Annotated in this window: 16 protein-coding genes and 1 pseudogene; 4 read left to right on the top strand and 13 right to left on the bottom strand. The window is 69.3% G+C overall.

What is annotated here, in order from left to right; translation table 11 throughout:
• Positions 1–106 precede the first annotated feature (106 nt).
• Together SVTN_RS30195 and SVTN_RS30190 are read left to right on the top strand one after the other, a co-directional pair.
• Entirely contained in the window at positions 107–397 is a 291-nt protein-coding gene (locus SVTN_RS30195) for a hypothetical protein (protein ID WP_041131928.1), read from the top strand.
• Positions 394–792 carry a type II toxin-antitoxin system VapC family toxin gene (locus SVTN_RS30190; protein WP_041131927.1) on the top strand — a complete coding sequence of 133 codons (399 nt, stop codon included), beginning with the start codon at positions 394–396 and terminating at the stop codon, positions 790–792. Before SVTN_RS30195 ends, SVTN_RS30190 begins: the two co-directional genes overlap by 4 nt.
• A gap of 293 nt (positions 793–1,085) precedes the next feature.
• On the opposite strand, the gene SVTN_RS30185 is transcribed toward SVTN_RS30190, so the two are convergent.
• The 6 genes and pseudogenes from SVTN_RS30185 to SVTN_RS30160 all read right to left on the bottom strand — a co-directional run bounded on the left by SVTN_RS30185 (position 1,086) and on the right by SVTN_RS30160 (position 6,198).
• The gene (locus tag SVTN_RS30185) at positions 1,086–2,309 is read right to left on the bottom strand and encodes an acyl-CoA dehydrogenase family protein (RefSeq protein WP_041131926.1); all 1,224 of its coding nucleotides are present in this window, start codon (positions 2,307–2,309) and stop codon (positions 1,086–1,088) included.
• The gene (locus SVTN_RS30180; RefSeq protein WP_041131925.1) at positions 2,309–3,340 is read right to left on the bottom strand and encodes a phosphotransferase family protein; all 1,032 of its coding nucleotides are present in this window, start codon (positions 3,338–3,340) and stop codon (positions 2,309–2,311) included. The genes SVTN_RS30185 and SVTN_RS30180 overlap by 1 nt, the downstream gene beginning before the upstream one ends.
• Positions 3,340–3,792 (bottom strand): MaoC family dehydratase, encoded by a 453-nt coding sequence (locus SVTN_RS30175; RefSeq protein ID WP_041131924.1) that lies wholly within the window; start codon positions 3,790–3,792, stop codon positions 3,340–3,342. Before SVTN_RS30175 ends, SVTN_RS30180 begins: the two co-directional genes overlap by 1 nt.
• Positions 3,793–3,817: 25 nt before the next feature.
• Positions 3,818–4,447: pseudogene (locus SVTN_RS30170) on the bottom strand (HAD family hydrolase); the annotation flags it as partial.
• 116 nt (positions 4,448–4,563) lie between these two features.
• Positions 4,564–5,319, bottom strand: a complete 756-nt coding sequence (locus tag SVTN_RS30165; RefSeq protein ID WP_041131922.1) for an SDR family oxidoreductase — start codon at positions 5,317–5,319, stop codon at positions 4,564–4,566.
• 465 nt (positions 5,320–5,784) lie between these two features.
• Complete coding sequence (locus SVTN_RS30160; RefSeq protein ID WP_041131921.1) at positions 5,785–6,198, bottom strand: nuclear transport factor 2 family protein; 414 nt, start codon at positions 6,196–6,198, stop codon at positions 5,785–5,787.
• Positions 6,199–6,426: 228 nt separating this feature from the next.
• Between SVTN_RS30160 and SVTN_RS30155 the strand changes: the two genes are divergently transcribed.
• Complete coding sequence (locus SVTN_RS30155) at positions 6,427–7,653, top strand: PucR family transcriptional regulator (RefSeq protein WP_041131920.1); 1,227 nt, start codon at positions 6,427–6,429, stop codon at positions 7,651–7,653.
• Between the two features lie 24 nt (positions 7,654–7,677).
• Here SVTN_RS30155 and SVTN_RS30150 read toward each other — a convergent pair whose 3' ends face one another.
• From SVTN_RS30150 to SVTN_RS30120, 7 genes are all read right to left on the bottom strand, one after another.
• On the bottom strand, positions 7,678–8,541 hold the full coding sequence (locus SVTN_RS30150) for an NAD(P)-binding domain-containing protein (protein WP_041131919.1): 864 nt from the start codon (positions 8,539–8,541) through the stop codon (positions 7,678–7,680).
• On the bottom strand, positions 8,538–10,085 hold the full coding sequence (locus tag SVTN_RS30145; protein WP_041131918.1) for a long-chain-fatty-acid--CoA ligase: 1,548 nt from the start codon (positions 10,083–10,085) through the stop codon (positions 8,538–8,540). The genes SVTN_RS30150 and SVTN_RS30145 overlap by 4 nt, the downstream gene beginning before the upstream one ends.
• A gap of 81 nt (positions 10,086–10,166) precedes the next feature.
• Positions 10,167–11,210 carry an alpha/beta hydrolase gene (locus SVTN_RS30140; RefSeq protein WP_041131917.1) on the bottom strand — a complete coding sequence of 348 codons (1,044 nt, stop codon included), beginning with the start codon at positions 11,208–11,210 and terminating at the stop codon, positions 10,167–10,169.
• Positions 11,207–12,760, bottom strand: coding sequence for a flavin-containing monooxygenase (locus SVTN_RS30135; protein WP_041131916.1), 1,554 nt, complete (start codon positions 12,758–12,760; stop codon positions 11,207–11,209). Before SVTN_RS30135 ends, SVTN_RS30140 begins: the two co-directional genes overlap by 4 nt.
• A gap of 149 nt (positions 12,761–12,909) precedes the next feature.
• On the bottom strand, positions 12,910–14,400 hold the full coding sequence (locus tag SVTN_RS30130) for an aminobutyraldehyde dehydrogenase (RefSeq protein ID WP_041131915.1): 1,491 nt from the start codon (positions 14,398–14,400) through the stop codon (positions 12,910–12,912).
• The gene (locus SVTN_RS30125; RefSeq protein WP_041131914.1) at positions 14,397–14,840 is read right to left on the bottom strand and encodes a hypothetical protein; all 444 of its coding nucleotides are present in this window, start codon (positions 14,838–14,840) and stop codon (positions 14,397–14,399) included. The genes SVTN_RS30130 and SVTN_RS30125 overlap by 4 nt, the downstream gene beginning before the upstream one ends.
• Positions 14,837–16,474, bottom strand: a complete 1,638-nt coding sequence (locus SVTN_RS30120) for a GMC family oxidoreductase (RefSeq protein ID WP_041131913.1) — start codon at positions 16,472–16,474, stop codon at positions 14,837–14,839. Before SVTN_RS30120 ends, SVTN_RS30125 begins: the two co-directional genes overlap by 4 nt.
• A gap of 57 nt (positions 16,475–16,531) precedes the next feature.
• On the opposite strand from SVTN_RS30120, the gene SVTN_RS30115 reads away from it, so the two are divergent.
• On the top strand, positions 16,532–17,161 hold the full coding sequence (locus tag SVTN_RS30115) for a TetR/AcrR family transcriptional regulator (RefSeq protein WP_052499382.1): 630 nt from the start codon (positions 16,532–16,534) through the stop codon (positions 17,159–17,161).
• Positions 17,162–17,278 lie beyond the last annotated feature (117 nt).

Below are 17,278 nucleotides of genomic sequence, written 5' to 3'. Positions count from 1 at the left end.
GCCCACCCGCCATCCAGTCGACCAGCCTCGGCACAGCTCACCGATGCCGCCTCACATCACAGCGAGTAACCTCCCCGCATGGCATTCGAAATGCCATACTTCTGTCATGGCTGACGACGACACCGGCTTCCCGCCCGGCGACGGTCCCAGCAGCGGCATCTCCGTCTCCCTGACCGCCGGCACCCTGCAAGCGATCCGCGAGCGGGTCGGCAAGCGTGGTGTTTCCGCGTACCTGGAGAGGGCCGCGCTACGGCAGATCGAGCGTGACAACCTGGACGAGCTGATCGCCGACTTCGACGATGCCAACGGCCCCGCCGATCCCGAGGCCGTAGCGGCCAAGCGGGCCAAGCTCACCGGCAGCCCCTCCTCCGGAGTCGGGGCCGGGGCAGCCGCGTGAGTGGTGCGCTCATCCTGGACAGCGAGGGCCTGGCCAAGGCCGTGCAACGCGACCGCGCGATCCACGAATGGCTCACCGCCGCCCGCGATGCCGACCTTCCCGTGATCACCTCCGCCGCGGTACTCGTCGAGGTGGTGCACCCCAGGATCAATGACGCCGCTTTGAAGTGGACGCTGTCCCGGCTCCGGGTCGAACCGGTCACCCAGTCCATCGCCCAGTCCGCCGCCGCCTTGCTGCGCACGGCCGGACTGCACGGCCACAAGTGCGCCGTCGACGCCATGCTCTGCGCCACCGCCCTCGCCCAGCCCGGCCGCGTCACGATCCTGACGTCAGATGTCGAGGACATCACCATGCTCACTACCGACCACCCACGCGTGACCGTCGAGAAGGTCTAGTTCACCCCGGGACACCGGGGCCGCCCCACGTGACGGCCGCCCGGGCACTCGATTCACCTGCGTGAGGGGTGGCACCCCTGTGTACGCAGCCCTCCAGGCAGGAGGGCGGTGGACGCCCCAGGCGGTCGATAGCCGCTGCACGGACCGGACGGACAGCTCGTCGGCCGGCCTGCCGAGGTGACCGGCCCAGGCGGGCTCCGAGTCGAAGACGGCCGCTGGAACTCCAGCCGCTGTCCTCACGGGCTCGTGGGCGGTGAGGAAGTCATCGACCCGTGAGAGCGGCGAGTCAGTGATCACCGCGCCTCTCTCTGTCGGCACAGCTCGGCTCGGGCCAGCGCGTTCTTGTGCACCTCGTCCGGGCCGTCGGCGAAGCGCAGGGTGCGGATGCTCGCGTAGGCAGCGGCCAATGGGAAGTCCTGTGAGAGTCCGCCGGCACCGTGCACCTGGATGGCCTTGTCGAGGATCCACTGCACCGTGGACGGGGTCGCGATCTTGATGGCCTGGATCTCGGTGTGGGCGCCCTTGTTTCCGACCGTGTCCATCAGCCACGCCGTCTTCAGCACCAGCAGACGCAGTTGCTCGATACGAACCCTGGATTCGGCGATCCAGTCGCGGACGACACCCTGCTCGGCCAGCGGCTTGCCGAACGCGACGCGCTCGTCGGCTCGAGCGCACATGAGCTCGACGGCCCGCTCTGCAACACCGATGGCGCGCATGCAGTGGTGGATCCGGCCCGGTCCGAGGCGGGCCTGCGCGACGGCGAAGCCGTCTCCCTCGCCGCCGACCAGGTTCGTGACTGGGACCCGCACGTCGGTGAAGATCAGCTCGGCGTGGCCGCCGTGGTCGTGGTCGTCGTAGCCGAAGACCTCCATGCCGCGCACGATCTCCAGACCGGGGGTGTCGCGGGGTACGAGGATCATCGACTGCTGGTGGTGCCGATCGGCGGTGGGGTCGGTCTTGCCCATCACGATGAAGATCCGGGCGTCGGGGTTCATCGCGCCGGTGATCCACCACTTGCGGCCGTTGAGGACGTACTCGTCGCCGTCCCGCTCGATCCGGGTGGCGATGTTGGTGGCGTCCGAGGAGGCCGCGTCCGGTTCGGTCATCGCGAAGGCCGAGCGGATCTCGCCGGCCAGCAGCGGCTCCAGCCACTCCTTGCGCTGCGGCTCGGTGCCGAACATCGCCAGCACCTCCATGTTCCCGGTGTCCGGGGCGGCGCAGTTCAGGGCGGCCGGGGCCAGGTGCCCGCTGCGGCCGGTGATCTCGGCCAGTGGTGCGTACTGGAGGTTGGTCAGTCCCGCGCCGTGCTCGCCGGGGAGGAAGAGATTCCACAGCCCGCGGCGCCGGGCCTCGGCCCGGAGCTCGGCGAGCACCGGCACCGAGGTCCACGCCCAGCGGTCGGTGAGCCGGCCGAGCTGCTCGCGGAAGACCGGCTCGGCCGGGTACACATGGCGGTCCATGAAGTCGAGGAGGGCAGCGCGCAGCTCCTCGGTCTTCGCGTCGATGGCGAAATCCATCAGCGGTGCTCCTTGAGTGAGGTGAGTCCGGCGTCGAGCAGGGGAGGGACGACCTTGCCGACGTGCTCGAATCCCGGGCCGATGGTCTGGCCGTTCCGATGGCGGTAGTGGATGCCTTCGAGGATCGCGGCCAGCTTGAACGAGGCGAGTCCGAGGTAGAACCCGAAGCGGGACAGATCGCGATCGCTGCGTGAGGCGTACCGCTGGACGATCTCGTCCCCGGTGAGGAAACCCGGCGCCGACGCGGCGTCGGGCACCACGCTTCCGCCGAGTAGCGTGCCGAGCCGCTGGTAGAGCACCAGCAGCGCCAGGTCGGTCAGCGGGTCACCGAGGGTGGCCATCTCCCAGTCGATGACAGCGGCCGGCCGGTCGTCGTCATCGACGAGGACGTTGTCGAGCCGGTAGTCGCCGTGCACGATGCCCGGTGCCGACTCCCGCGGTATCTGGGCGGCGAGCCGGGCGTGAAGCTCGTCGGCGGCGGGCAGTTCGCGGCAGTACGACGCGTCGAGCTGCTTCTTCCACCGGCGCACCTGGCGGGCCAGGAACCCCTCCGGACGGCCGAGGTCGGCGAGGCCCACCTCGGCGGGGTCGACCTCGTGGAGCGTGGCCAGCGTGTCGACCAGCCCGGTCGAGATCAGCCGGGTCCGCTCCGGGCCGAGGCGTTCGAGCTCGGCGGCGTGGCGGTACGGCGTGCCCTCGACCCGCTGCATCACATAGAACCCGGCGCCCAGCACGTCCTCGTCCTCGCACAGCGCGTACGTCGTCGGCACGGGCACGTCGGTGTCCTGCAGCGCCGACATCACCCGGTACTCGCGGGCCATGTCGTGGGCGGTCGCGAGAACGTGCCCCAGTGGGGGCCGACGGACGATCCACGTCTCGACACCGTCGGTGACCTCGTAGGTGAGGTTGGATTTGCCGCCGGCGAGCAGATGAGCGGCGAGGTCCCTGCCTGACCTCGGCACCGCCTCGGACAGCCAGTCGCCGAGCCGGCTCAGGTCGAGACCGGGCAGTCTCTGCGTCGTCGTGGACATCAGGCCACCACGCTCACGGTCTCCGCCACGCAGGCCGGCTTGTCCGAGCCCTCACGCTCGATGGTGACCCGCGCCGTCACCCGATGCCCACCGCCGCCGCCGGATTCCACCGACAGGAGTTCGACGCCGGCCCGTACCTTGGAGCCGACCGGCACCGGAGACGGAAAGCGGACCTTGTTCACGCCGTAGTTGATCGCCGTCTTCACGCCTTCGACCCGGTAGATCTGCCAGCCGAGCATGGGTACCAGCGACAGAGTCAGGTAGCCGTGCGCGATCGTGCCGCCGAACGGTCCGGCCGCCGCCTTCTCCGCGTCGACGTGGATCCACTGATAGTCGCCGGTGGCTTCGGCGAAGGTGTCGATCTGCCGCTGGGTGACGGTGTGCCAGCCGGATTGGCCCAGGTGAGTGCCCACCGCCCGCTCCAGCTCCTCTATGTTCTGGAAGACCTTCATAGTCTGCTCCTTTCCTGTGGTCCGGTCAGGCCGCGGGTAGCTGTCGCGGCAAGTCCGGGACGAGTACGGCCAAGGCCTCTCGCGTGCTCGCCGCATGGGTATGCAGGAGGGCCCACATGCCGACGGCTCGGGCGCCGAGAACGTTGGGCTCGGCGTCGTCGACGAACACCACTCGCTCGGCGGTCAGTTCGAGCCGGTCGAGGATCAGCTCGTAGATCGGGGCGTGCGGCTTACGCAGGCCGACTTCGCCGGAGATCACGATCGGGTCGAGAAGTGCGTCGATCCGCTCGCGGGGATAGGTGTTGCCCCAGCTGTTGGACAGCAGCGCGACCCGGACGCCGAGGTTGCGCAGTTCCTCGGCGAGGGCGAACATCGCCGGGTCGGGACGCATCGCGGCGAAGAGTCGCCCGAGCAGACTGACTGGGTCGACCAGCCGCTCGTCGACGGTGGCGAGTTCAGCGGCGAACAGCTCGACGAACTCCTCGACGGACAACTCCCCGGTCTCCAGCCGGTGGATCGGGGTGCCGTCCGGGGCGCCGCGCGAAAGCCACGCCTTGAGTGTTCGGGAGACCGAGGCCGGGTCGATGCCGTCAGCTTCGATCCAGGCGGCAATCGAGTCGCGGACCGGGCCCGTGAGCACGCCTCCGTAGTCGAATACGACGGCGTCCGACCAACCGCTCGCCGGTCATCGGGCCACTGCCTGCTCGTCGACCGTGCGGCCGATCGTGACTCCGTCGCGGAGCGCGACCGCCTTGCCGCACGCACAGGGCATCAGGCGCCTCCGGTCAAGGTCACGCCGCCGTCGACGACGACCAGCTGCCCGGTCATCCAGGCAGCGTCGTCGGACAGCAGAAACGCCACCACGCCGCCGATGTCGTCTGGGACACCGAGCCGCTTGAGCGGGTACGCCGAGGCGACCTGTTCCTCCCGCCCGCCGTAGAGCGCGGTGGCGAACTTCGTCTTGACCACGCCAGGGGCGACAGCGTTCACTCGGATGCCCGGGCCGAGTTCAACGGCGAGTCCCTGGGTGATGTGGGTGAGCATCGCCTTGCTGGCGCCGTACATCCCGATGCCGGGTTCGGGGCGGACGCCGGCCACGGAGGCCACATTGACCACGGCGCCACCGTGTTCCTTCATCCAGGCCCCGTGGACCTGCTGGACCCACGACAGCGCCGACAGGCAGTTGACCTCGACGATCTTGCGGGCCGTGCCCAGGTCCATGTCGACCATGGGGCCATACACGGGGTTGATGCCAGTGTTGTTGACCAGCAGGTCGGCGCTGCCGAACGTGTCGATCGCGCGCTTGACCACTTCTGCCTGGTGGTCGATGTCGTCGGCGTGGCCGGCGACTCCCCTCGCGTACTCCGGCCCGCCCAGCCGCGCGACCGCCGCGTCGAGGGCGTCGGCCTTACGGGCGGTGATGACGACCTTCGCGCCATCGGCCACCAGCCGCTCAGCGACGGCCAGGCCGATCCCACGGCTGGCTCCGGTCACGATCGCCGTGCGGCCGGCGAACCTCTTACTCATCGTCTACTTTCCTCTCAGCTCAGCCGCGCCAGGAGCAGCCCTTAAAGGCTCGGCCGATCGGCGAGCGCGCGGTGCCGACGATCACTTCTGGCACCGCCACCACTCAGGCATACTAAGCAGTTGCTTAGCTCGACGCGTTCGCCCTGCCCTCGAAGGATCGAGCTGTCAATCGCCGATCCCAGGTACTCGCGTCACGCCACCCACGAAGGCGGAAATCGGGCTCACGCGGCGCCGCACCGTCCACGGCCGACTTCATTCCGTGATCACCTCGCGCGGCCTGCTTGTAATCGGCAGGACCCTTCCCCACGGCTGTGCCTCTCAGGTCGCCGGGTCGACCACCCAGGCCGCGTACGCGCCGTGCTCGGCCCCGACTGCGGCACTCCGACACAGCGCCGACGCCCCCGTGAGCGACGTCGCGCTTCACGGTCGTACGAGTTCAGCCCATGGCGGAACGGGACGGGGCGGTCAGCCGACCGCCTCGGCGTCGCTGACCTTCTGCCCGAGGGCCGCCTCGTCCATGTAGTAGACGTCGCGGACGATCTTCAGCGTCTCCGGATCGAACGTTGCGTAGCCGGTGCCGATCCACGTGACCTTCGGCCCGGATCCACCGGCGGTCCCCGTGCACTCGTAGAGAACGCCCACGGTGTCGCCCTCCGTGAATGACGTGGCCACTCGCGGGGTCCAGTCGGGGAAGGTCGCGAACATCGCCTCGAACCCGGGGAGAAGGGCCGACTTGTCACCCACGGTACCGTCCACCCCGTTGACGACGACGCACTCGTCGTCGAAGTATCCGAGGACCTTGTCGAGGTCGCGCGCAGCGACGGCGGTACAGATCTCACGCATCTTCTGCGTGTAGAGAGCGAGCTTGGAGGTGGGCATGTTTCTCCTTCACGGACACGACGTGCGGGCCGTCCGGGGGTGGGACCGCCCGAGCGGGTAGCGTGAGGCACACCATGCTCGGCGGAAGAGACCGCCGCCTACACCAAGCACCACCGCACCGGGCGGCGGCCTGGTGCAATCTGCACTCGCGAGGGCCGCCACGTCTCCCCCTAGGCTGGTCTTCGAAGAGGGTTTGCCGGTCGTTCGGCGAACGTTTGGGAGGCAGTGGTGAACGCGGAGGACGAGCAGCGGCAGCAACGGGTGCGCGAGCTTTTCCGTACCGCAGCGACCAGGATGCAGGAGCGCTCGGTGGAGATCGCTCATGAGATGTGGGCCGCGGGCCAGCGGAGCCTGCGCGAGGGCGCCCTCGCCGAGGACCCCGTCCTGGCCAGGACGGACCAGGTCTTCACGGCCTCCACCCTGGCCCACTGGCTCGTCGCCAACATCGACGATCCCGGCTGCAGGGTCGAGCCGAAGATGATCCCCGACTCCAGGCACTACGCGCGCGACCTCGCGCTTCGCGGATTGGACGTGAACGACGTCGAGGCATGGCGAGCTGCCCAGCGAGTCGGCTGGTCGGAGTGGCTGCGGTTCTGTTTCGACACCACCGACGACAAGGACGAGCTGCGCGAGCTCGTCGAGGTGTCGGGCAACTCCCTGGCCACCTTCATCGACGACTCGATGGCTGCCGTCGCGTCGTACATCGAAGAGGCGCGGACCGAGCTCGCCGAGAGACCCGAGAGGGAACGGCTGGCAACCGTCCAGTTGCTGCTCCGAGGCGCGCCGATCACGCGTCCGCGGGCTGAGGCCCAGCTCAGCTACGCCCTCACCGGGCACCACTTGGCCGCGATCATCTGGGGCGACTCTCACGACCAGGTCGCCGGCCTCGAGGAGGCCGCCGAACGGGTGATGCGCGCAGCAGGTGCCGGGCGCCGCCTGACCCTCGTCGCAGGGGCGGCGACGCTCTGGGTGTGGATGCCGGTGAGTTCCTCGCCTCCCCAAGCAAGTCTTGACCGGATCACGACAGATCTTCCGGGTGTGCGGATCGCGCTAGGGCGCCCCGCGCGCGATGTGCACGGCTTTCGCCGCAGTCACCTCGACGCAGCCGCGGCCCAGGGGCTGCTCACACGTCTCCGGTCCGAGTGCCGAGCCGTCCGATTCGAGGACGTGCAGCTCATCTCGCTGCTCACGAAGGACCTCACCGAGGCGCGGGAGTTCGTCACGGACACGCTCGGCGGGCTGGCGACCGCCGAGCGGGTGTTGCGCGAGACCGCTCGCGTCTTCATCGCCGAGCAGTTCAACACCTCCAAGGCGGCCGACCGGTTGTTCGCGCACCGCAACACGATCGACCGCCGCCTCGACCGGGTGGACGAACTGCTTCCGCGCCCGCTCGCGGACAACCCTGCCGCCGTCGACGCGGCGCTGGCACTGGTCGAGCTACAGGGAAACGAGTGACGGCGGCGCGACCCGCCTCGCCCCCTAGAGCAGTGACTGCGCGGAGTATCCGAGGTGCCCCATGCCGGCACTCTCCGTGGCGTCGAGCTTCCCCGTCACCGCTGCCATCACCGACGAGTCGATGCCGGCACTCTCCAGCTCTGCGAGGACCTTTCGGGCTCCATCGGCGAAGACGTGGACGGTTGCCTGGTCCGTTTCGTGGCGTCCGGACGCGATCGAGGAGGCCACCGCCTGTGTGGCGTGCCCCAGCAGTTCGAGGCCGTACAGCGTGGTTTCCCGGATCTCCTCGAGCGTGTGACCGCGCCGCAGCAGACAGGCCGTCGACTCGACGAAACCGGTGAGCGCGGTCAGGAAGAAGGCGCCGCTTCCCAGATACAACGCCTTCGCGCCCGTGATGTCCTCGGACACGTGCCGCGCACGCCCACCCAGCAGCATGAGGGTGGACTCGTGCTCCGTCCAGGCCCGGGAGGAGCCGGAGAAGACCAGCAGCGCACTCTGCTCGCCGATCTGCTCGGGATAGCAGAAGGTCGCCCCGTCAAGGCACAAGGCGCCCTGCTCGCCGAGCCGGCGCGCCAGCTCCTCGGCATCGTCGCGGGTTCCGTCACTGAGGTTGACGACCGTCACACCCACCAGGCTCGGCACCGATGCAAGTGCGTGTCGGGCCGCCTCGACGTCCGACATGCAGACGACCACCAATCCGGCCTCTCCCACCGCCTCTCCGACAGTCGCGGACGGCCTGACGCCGTCGGCGGCGAGCGCCTCGGCCCCGCGCGGCGTACGGTTCCAGGCCGTCACGGCGAGGCCACTGGAGGCGAACCGCCGTGCCAGTGCCGATCCCATCAACCCGCAGCCGAGTACGGCGACGTCGTACCTGGGCGCGCGCTTCATCGCAGCTCCCGCTTGAGGATCTTGCCGGTGGCGGTCGTCGGAAGGGAGTCGACGACCTCCACGATCCGCGGGTACTTGTAGCCGGCCATCTGCTCCCTGCTCCACTCCACGAGCTCGGTCGGCGTCACCTCGACGCCTCCGTGGAGGATCACGAACGCCTTGACCTCTTCGCCGTGGCTCTCGTGCGGAACGCCGACGACGGCCGCGAGCGAGACTGCCGGGTGGGTCATCAGGACCTCCTCGACCTCCCGTGGGTACACGTTGAAGCCGCCCCGGATGATCATGTCCTTGGACCGGTCGACGATGTAGTACCAGCCGTCCTCGTCCCTACGGGCGAGGTCACCGGTGTGCAGCCATCCATCGCGAAGGGCTTCCGCAGTCGCCTCGGGCCGCCCGTGGTACCCCTTCATCACGTTGTGCCCCCGGACGGCGATCTCTCCGATCTCGCCCGGACGTGTGACCTCGCTCCCGTCCCGGCCGAGCAGCTTCAGCTCGACGCCCCAGATCGGCCGGCCGATAGAGCCGGGTCGCGGCGGGGCGTCCGGGTCGCCGATGGTCGCGAGCGGCGAGGTCTCGGACAGCCCGTAGCCCTCGATGATCCTCACACCGAGACGGTCGTCGACCTCTTTGAGGATCTCGACCGGCAGAGAGGCTCCACCGGACATTCCGATGCGCAGGTTCCCGGCGATGCGGGCGACATCGATGTCTTCGGTGAGTTCTCGCAACAGCCCCCACCACATCGTGGGCACGCCCGCGAAGAAGGTGATCTCTTCCTCGGCCATCAGCTGGACGACGCGGGCCGGGTCGAAGCGGGGCACCAGGTGGAGCGTGGCCGCGGTCGAGAAGCCGGCGTGCATCTGCACGGTGGCACCGAAGGTGTGGAACAGCGGCAGGCACACCACGTGGCTGTCGGTGGCCGGCCGGTTATGGAGCATCCGGTTGACGGTCAGCACGTTGAACATCGTGTTCGCGTGCGACAGTTCGGCGCCCTTCGCCTGACCTGTCGTACCGGAGGTGTAGAGGATGACCGCGGTGTCGGTCGCCTCGGTGGCCACGGACTCGAACGTCCGCGGTTGGCCCGCGAGGGCGGCGCTCAGCGTCTCGACACCCTCGGTCGGGGCGGGCGCGTCCGGGTCGGAGGTGATCAGGAAGAAGTGGTCGACGGAGTCCAGGTCGTGGAACGCCCGAAGGCCCTCGTGCCCGATCGGAAGCTCCTCCGTTCCCTCGAAGCAGAAGTAGGCGATCGCGCCGGCGTCCGCGAGGTGGTAGGCGATCTCACGCTGCTTGAGCAGGACGTTCAGCGGTACGACGACCGCTCCCGCCTTGAGGACGCCGTAGTAGACGACGGCGAACTCCGGGCGGTTCGTGCAGCTCAGGGCTATCCTGTCGCCCCGCTTGATGCCGCGTTCGACCAGGAGGTTCGCCACTTGGTTGGCTGCGACGTCGACTTCCGCGTACGTCATGTGGTGCTCGTCCAGCACCAGCGCGTTCCTGTCCGGGTGGTTCCGGGCGGAGTCCTCGAGGAGGACGGAGAGGTTCAGCATGGCGGCTCCTGCCTGCTATGTGGTGGCCGGGCCGAACGTCGGGGGCGGTGCCGTCGCCCGGCCCGGAGCTGGGCGGTGGGTTCAGGCCATCGCCCGCACGATGGCCCACGCGATGCGCTTGACCGCGTCCCGGCTCGTCGTGCTGAGCGCGGTGAGCGTGAGGTAACCGTGCACGAGCCCCGGCTCCCTGATCAGCGCCATGGGGACACCGCTTTCGGTCAGCCTGGCGGCGTAGGCCAGGCCGTCGTCGCGGAGCGGGTCGAAGCCCGCGACCGTCACGAGAGCCGGCGGCAGGCCGGTCAGGTCGTCGGCGAGCAGGGGCGATACGTGCGGGTCGGTGCGGTCGACGCCCGGCGGTGCGTACTGGTCGAGGAACCATGCGATCTGCTTGGCGGTCAGGGCCGGCGAGTCCGCGAATTCCCGGTGCGAGGGCCGGGAACCGGCCAGGTCGGTGACCGGGTAGATGAGCGCCTGGAGCGCGGGCTGCCGCTCATGACCGCGCAGCCTCTGGGTGAGGACCGCGGCGATGTTCGCTCCCGCGCTGTCGCCCGCGACGGCGATGCGGTCGAGCGGGATGCCCCATCGGGCGGCGTGGGTCAGGGCGTACTCCCAGGCGACCATCGCGTCGTCGTGCGGTGCGGGGTACGGGTTCTCCGGCGCGAGGCGGTACTCGACGGAAAGGACGTCCATGCCCGAGTGGTGGGCGAGGAACCGCAAGGGTGCGTCGTAGACGGCCCGGTTGCTGAGGACGAACCCGCCTCCGTGGAAGTACACCACGAGCCCTGCGGAGGAGGTGCCGGCCCGGTACCGGGTCGCGGCGAGGCCTCCTGGCAGCTCGAGCTCCTCCACGTGTCCCATCGGCAGGGGCCGTTCGCCGTAGATCCTGGTGTCCTTCAGCTCGGCGGCACGTGCCTCGGCGGGGCTGAGGTCACTGAAGTCGGGAGCCTTCGCGACGGCGGACATGAGCATCGCGATCTCGGGGGCCATCTGCTCGCCGTCCGCGTTCACGGGCACGTCGACCAGGCGCTTCAGCAGTGATGCGGGGAGCCGGCCCATCCCGATCCCGAGCTGTCGCTGTATCCACTCCCCGACCGAGAGACCGGTCGCGGCGGGTGAGGTGCTCATCGCGCGTTCTCCTTGCCCGCGGAGGGAGTGGCGGCCGTCGCCCGTCCACGGCCCTGCTGGTCGCCGCCGTGGCTGAACCGCAGGTGGTGGTCACGGACGGGACCCTTGAGGAGCCTCTTGTCTGCCTGATACGACGTGAGCATCCGCCACGGCAGCTCGGCACCCTGCTTGGGCAGGGTGTCCGCGTTGCGCATCACGTAGCCCGCGTTGAGGTCGAGGAGCGGCTCGGTCGCCATCCCCGGCTCGGCCACCGGCAGCACCTTGTTGTAGCCGTGGGCGTCCATGTGCCGGATCAGCTCGATGACGTACTGTGCGGTCAGACCGACCTTGAGGGTCCACGACGAGTACTTCGTGTATCCGAAGGCGAAGGACCAGTTCGGCAGGCCGGACAGCAGCATTCCGCGGTAGGTGACGCAGTCGCCGATGGTGAGTTCCTGCCCGTCGACCGTCTGCGGGATCCCGCCGAACATGCGCAGGTTGAGCCCGGTGGCGGTGACGATCACGTCCGCGGGAATCTCCCGGCCCGAGGTCAGCAGGATGCCGTTCCTGGTGAAGCGTTCGATCCTGTCGGTCACGACGCTGGCCCTGCCCTCGGTGATCGCCTCGAAGAAGTCGCCGTCGGGCGTCATACAGAGCCGTTGCTCCCAGGGCTTGTACGGCGGGTTGAAGTGGGTGTCGACGGCGTAGCCCTTGGGCAGCGCCTTCCGGGTGAGGTTGCGCATCAGCTTGCGCCCCGAGTTCGGGAACTTGAGCATGTACGCAACGAAGGCGAGGTCCCGCCACACGTTCTTGAGCCGGGTGGCGGCGTATCCGCGCTCCAGGCCGAGGCTTCGGTAGAGGAACTTGGCCACCTTGTCCACACGCGGGAGCGTCATGACGTAGGTGGGGGTGCGCTGCAGCATCGTGACGTGCCGGGCCGCGCCCGGGCCCGTCGTCATCGCCGGAACCATGGTGATGGCGGTGGCTCCGCTTCCGATCACCACGACCTTCTTGCCCGCGTAGTCGTAGTCCTCGGGCCAGAACTGCGGGTGCAGGATGTCGCCGGCGAAGTCGTCGCGGCCTTCGAAGCGGGGCGTGTAGCCCTCGTCGTACCGGTAGTAGCCGGTGGCGCCGTACACCCAATTCGTCTTGATCGCCACGCTTCTCGGATTCTCCCCGGGAACGGCGACCTGGACCTGGAGGGTCCACGCGCCCTCGGCGCTGGACCAGTCGGCCGACACGACCCGGTGGTGGTAGCGGATCAGGCCGTCGACGTGGTTCTCGACGGCGGTCTCCTCGATGTACTCGCGGATCAGGTGCCCGTCCGCGATCGCGTGCTCATGGCTCCAGGGCTTGAACTCGTATCCGTAGGTGTGGAGTTCGGAGTCGGAACGGACGCCGGGATAGCGGAAGAGGTCCCAGGTGCCACCGATGCGGCCGCGTCCTTCGAGGACGACGATCTTCTTGTCCGGGAAGGCGTTGCGCAGGTAGCACGCCGATCCCACGCCGGACACGCCGGCTCCGATGATGACGATGTCGGCGGACTCGGGAGGGGCATTGGTACCGGCCATGGAAGACTCCTCGTTTCGTTCTGCACGGGCCGGTCCCTCGGCCCGCTTCGTCATGCTGTGTCAGTGCGGTCGGCCGAGGCCACGCACATCCGTGGTGTTCTGGAGCGGGGCCTGGTGCAGAGTGCACCAGGCCCCCGTGAGCGCCGTGATCAGGCGTCGAGCGGTTCCCCGACCGGGAGCATCACGTGCTTGGTGCGGGTGTAGTCGTCGAGGGCGTACGTGGAGTTGTCGCGGCCGTAACCGGACTTCCCGAAACCGGCCCACGGCATCTCGTTGGTGAAGTTGAGGTGGGTGTTGACCCAGACCGAGCCGAAGGCCAGGTCCTCGGTGAAGCGAAGGGCCCGGGCCTGGTCCTTGGTCCACACGGATGCCGCGAGGCCGTACTCGACGTCGTTGGCCTTGGCCAGCGCCTCGGCATCGGTGGAGTAGGTCTCCACCGAGATCACCGGCCCGAAGACCTCCTCGCGCGACATCTCCGAACCGGAGGCGACGTCGGCGAGGATCGTCGCCGGGTAGAAGAAGCCGGGGCCCTCGGGCACCTCGCCGCCGAGGACGACCCGGGCGCCGTCCTTGCGCGCCCGTTCCACCATGGCGGCGACGCGGTCGCGATGGGCTGCGCTGATCAAGGGGCCGAGCTCGAACTCCTCGCCCGACGCGGCGTTTCCGCTGCGGAGTTCGCCCGCGGCCGTGGCGAGGGCTTCGAGGAGCCGGTCCCGCACGTCCTCGTGACAGATCACCCGCGTCGCCGCGCCGCAGTCCTGGCCCGCGTTGCCGTATCCGGTCGCCACCAGGGTCGACACGAGGAGGTCCAGGTCCGCGTCCGGGAACACCACCACGGGTGCCTTGCCGCCGAGTTCGAGGTGGAGTCGCTTGACCGTGGCCGCCGCGCCTTCCGCGACCTGCCGTCCCGAGCCGACGCCGCCGGTCAGCGCCATCATGTCGATGCCGTCGTGGTGGCTCATCGCATGACCGACGGTGGTGCCTTTGCCCGTGACGACGTTGAGCACGCCGTCCGGCAGGATGCCCGACGCGAGGTCGGCGAGGATCAGGGTGCTGAGGGGGGTGAGCACGGACGGCTTGAGCACGAGGGTGTTGCCCGCCGCGAGTATCGGAGCGATCTTCCATGCGGCCATCAGGAGGGGGAAGTTCCACGGCGTGATCGCGCCGATCACGCCGACGGGTTCGCGCCGGATGTAGGACAGATGGCCCTCGGCGTACTGGCCGGGCGCCGGTGCCTGGGCAGTACGCGCGGCGCCGGCCATGAACCGGAAGCAGTCGGAGATGAGGGGGATCTCGTACGCCGCATAGGCGTAGGACTTGCCGACGTTGAGCGCCTCCAGCCCTGCCAGCAGTTCGGCGTGCTCGTCGATGGCGTCCGCGAACCGGAACAGCAGCTCGGCTCGGGCGCCGGGTGTCAGTCGTGCCCAGCCGGGCAGCGCCCTGCGGGCCGTCGCGACCGCGGTGTCGACATCGGCCGCGGTGCCACTGACCGCGGCCCCCAGCCGTGTGCCGGTGCCGGGATTCGTCACCTCGATCGTCTCCGAGCCCGTGCTCTCGACGAAGGTTCCGCCGATGTGGTGGGCCGGTGCCAGGCCGTCGATGCGCCGCTGCGCATCCGCCAGGATCTGCTCGGGGGTCATGTGCTGTTCCTTCGGTCGGTGCTGGGGGTGGGGATGTAGGTCGGGCCGAGCGCGAGCACGGGTGCGAGCAGGGCGTCGTCGACCAGCTGGTCCGGCGTGGCCTCCGCGGAGGGCGTACGGGCCTGGCCGGGATAGCCGACCGCCCGTCGTGCCTCGGGCGCCATGTAGTAGGTGCTGCTGAGGAAGTAGAAGGCCGCCTCGGCGAGCTCCACCGGCCAGCCCGCGACCACGTCGGCCGTGAGCTCATCGGCCTCGGCGGCCAGCTCGGCGGCCTGGAAGAAGGCCTCGGACAGCTCCGGATCGGCCTGGAGGGCGCGCCTCAGGAGGGCTTCGTAACCGGGCAGCGCGGTCATCCGGGGCGACCGCGCGCTCCCGGGGAACCAGAGGTCGGCGAGGCGCGCCGCTCCGGAACGGGTGCGGTCGTCGGGAAAAGCGATCACAGCGGAGTCCTTTGGGAAGCAGCGGTCTCGATCAGGTGCTCGGTGGCACGGAGGGCGAAGGCGGTGATCGTCGGCGTCGGATTCACCGCCGAGGACGTCACGAAGACGCTGCCGTCGAAGATGTAGAGGTTGGGGACGTCGTGGGACCGTCCGTAGCCATCGACCACCGACGTGGCAGGATCGTTGCCGCAGCGGGCGGTGCCGAGCAGGTGCCATCCGGTCTCGCCAGCGAAGTCCACGCGCTTGGTGGAGATGGCGCCGGCGGCCTCGTGGACCTCGACGATGCGGTCCAGGTTCCAGTCGAGGGCACGCCGGCTCTCGTCCGACATCCTGTAGTGGATCTTCGGTGCCGGGATGCCGTCGCTGTCGACGAGGTCCGGGTCGAGGGTCACCCTGTTGTCGAGGTCGGGCAGGTCCTCGATCGAGGCCGAGATCTCGAACGATCTGCCGTGCAGGCGTTCGACGAGGGCGTGCCCGGCCGGACCGCTGCGCTCGGCGAGCGGCAGCTCCGCGAACCGCTGGAGCAGGCCCACCGGCCCCTGCAGCACGACAGCCGTCCACTTGGCGCCGCGGTGGAAACCGCGGCTGAGGTCCGTCTCCGCGAAGTGCATGGACCAGACCGGGTGGCTCTCCGGCCCGAGCCAGGGCTCGAGCTCCTGCTCGTACTCGCCCAGGACCGTCGCCACCGGGTGCATCATCAGATTGCGCCCGACGTAGCCGGAGGAGTTCGCCAGTCCGTCCGGGAACAGCGGAGAGGTGGACAGCTGGAGCAGGCGGGGCGTGCCCACCCCGTTGGCGCACACGATCACCACCGGCGCGGACGTGTGCCTCTCGGCTCCCTCGCGGTCGACCCAGGTGGCGCCGGTCGCGAGGCCCTGGTCGGAGACGGTGATCTCCCTGACCCGCGCCCCGGTCACCAGGTTGACACCAGCCGCCAGCGCACCGGGCCACATGGCCACGTCGAAGGAGGCCTTCGCCCCCTCGGGACAGCCGCTCCCACACGTCCCCCACCGCGCGCACGCCCCTCGGGAGCCGGTGCTCTGCGACAGGATCGCCGAGGTGCCGGGCCACCAGCCGATGCCCAGCTTGTTCATGCCTTCGGCGGCGAGCCGGCCGATGCGGCCGATGGGGAGCGGCGGTTGGGGAGGCACGTAGCCGGGCGGGTAGGCGACGTTGCCGCCCAGTCCCGAGACGCCGATCATCTCGTCGACGGCCTCGTAGTAGGGCTGCAGGTCCTCGTAGGTCAGGGGCCAGTCGTCGGCGATGCCGTCCAGGGTGCGGACCCGGAAGTCGGACGGGATCATCCGGGGCCACTCCGCCCAGAACAGGACGCTGCTGCCGCCGACCCCGTTGAACATCAGCGGGTGCACGTCGGAGTCGGAGTCGTTGACGGGGTAGTCGCTCGGCCGGTGGCGGTGGTTGGGGTTGGGGTTCCAGGGGCCGGCGATGAGCAGGTCCCGTTCGGGCTTGTCGCTGGGGTAGTCGGCGACGTCGGGCCAGTCGCCCTGTTCCAGAACGGTCACGCGGAACCCGCTCTCGGCCAGCAGCCGGGCAGCGGTGACGCCGGATGGGCCCGCGCCGATGATCAGCGCATCGATGTCGTCGCGCCTGGCGGACGAGCCGGTCGTGGTCATGAGCGCGCTCCTTGCAGAGTCGGTATTTAACTCAATCGGTTGTGTTTAAATAGCGTCATGCCGAAGATCGTCGACCACCGCCAACGGCGTGCTGAGATCGCTGACGCCGTCCTCGCGATCGTCGCCGAGGAGGGCGTTTCGGGCGTCACCCTGCGGGAGGTCGCGGACCGCAGCGGCTGGTCAACCGGCGTGCTGAATCACTACGTCGGCGGTCGGGACGACCTGTTGCGACTGGCCTTCCGACACGCGTTCTGGCTCTCCGGCCGCCGGCTGGCCACGATCGCGGACGACACGGGGCTCGACCCGGTCGAGCGACTGGTTCGCGTACTCACCGCGCAGATACCGCTCGACGGGCCGTCGGTGGCTTTCGGCCGGATCACCCTGTTCTTCTACGCGGAGGCGGCGAGTTCCCCGGAGAAACTGGGGCAGGAGATGATCAACTATCTCAGGTCGTGGCGCTCGACCGTCGAGACCCACGTGCGCGCGGCGCTGGTCTTCCGCGACCTGCCCATGTCCCGGGCGAGGGAGATCGGTGACCACCTGGTGGCGCTCATCGACGGCTACGCCAGCTATGCGGTGCTCGGTTCGAACCTCTGGCAGGGCGACGATCCCACCGCCTCGCCCCCGGTCCGGACGTGGGTCGAATCCGCCCTCGCGATGAGCACTCTCGACGCGGTGGATCACTGAGCCCCGACGGGCCTCGTTCCGCGAATCCCTCCGGGCAGGACCGGCCGGCCGCCGCGACCCGGCGGCTGCAAGGACGCTGGTGCCGGCCATGGAGTGGCTCCTGAACTCGATCCGCTG

Origin of the sequence: Streptomyces vietnamensis (genome assembly GCF_000830005.1) — a bacterium.
GTDB lineage: Bacteria > Actinomycetota > Actinomycetes > Streptomycetales > Streptomycetaceae > Streptomyces > Streptomyces vietnamensis.
This window is presented reverse-complemented; position numbering and strand designations above follow the sequence as displayed.

What these genes read in the sequence shown, in the direction of transcription:
- SVTN_RS30195 (WP_041131928.1), top strand. Translation starts at nt 107, where the DNA reads ATGGCTGACGACGACACCGGCTTCCCGCCCGGCGACGGTCCCAGCAGC.
- SVTN_RS30185 (WP_041131926.1), bottom strand. Translation starts at nt 2,309, where the DNA reads ATGGATTTCGCCATCGACGCGAAGACCGAGGAGCTGCGCGCTGCCCTC.
- SVTN_RS30180 (WP_041131925.1), bottom strand. Translation starts at nt 3,340, where the DNA reads ATGTCCACGACGACGCAGAGACTGCCCGGTCTCGACCTGAGCCGGCTC.
- SVTN_RS30175 (WP_041131924.1), bottom strand. Translation starts at nt 3,792, where the DNA reads ATGAAGGTCTTCCAGAACATAGAGGAGCTGGAGCGGGCGGTGGGCACT.
- SVTN_RS30165 (WP_041131922.1), bottom strand. Translation starts at nt 5,319, where the DNA reads ATGAGTAAGAGGTTCGCCGGCCGCACGGCGATCGTGACCGGAGCCAGC.
- SVTN_RS30160 (WP_041131921.1), bottom strand. Translation starts at nt 6,198, where the DNA reads ATGCCCACCTCCAAGCTCGCTCTCTACACGCAGAAGATGCGTGAGATC.
- SVTN_RS30150 (WP_041131919.1), bottom strand. Translation starts at nt 8,541, where the DNA reads ATGAAGCGCGCGCCCAGGTACGACGTCGCCGTACTCGGCTGCGGGTTG.
- SVTN_RS30145 (WP_041131918.1), bottom strand. Translation starts at nt 10,085, where the DNA reads ATGCTGAACCTCTCCGTCCTCCTCGAGGACTCCGCCCGGAACCACCCG.
- SVTN_RS30140 (WP_041131917.1), bottom strand. Translation starts at nt 11,210, where the DNA reads ATGAGCACCTCACCCGCCGCGACCGGTCTCTCGGTCGGGGAGTGGATA.
- SVTN_RS30135 (WP_041131916.1), bottom strand. Translation starts at nt 12,760, where the DNA reads ATGGCCGGTACCAATGCCCCTCCCGAGTCCGCCGACATCGTCATCATC.
- SVTN_RS30130 (WP_041131915.1), bottom strand. Translation starts at nt 14,400, where the DNA reads ATGACCCCCGAGCAGATCCTGGCGGATGCGCAGCGGCGCATCGACGGC.
- SVTN_RS30120 (WP_041131913.1), bottom strand. Translation starts at nt 16,474, where the DNA reads ATGACCACGACCGGCTCGTCCGCCAGGCGCGACGACATCGATGCGCTG.
- SVTN_RS30115 (WP_052499382.1), top strand. Translation starts at nt 16,532, where the DNA reads ATGCCGAAGATCGTCGACCACCGCCAACGGCGTGCTGAGATCGCTGAC.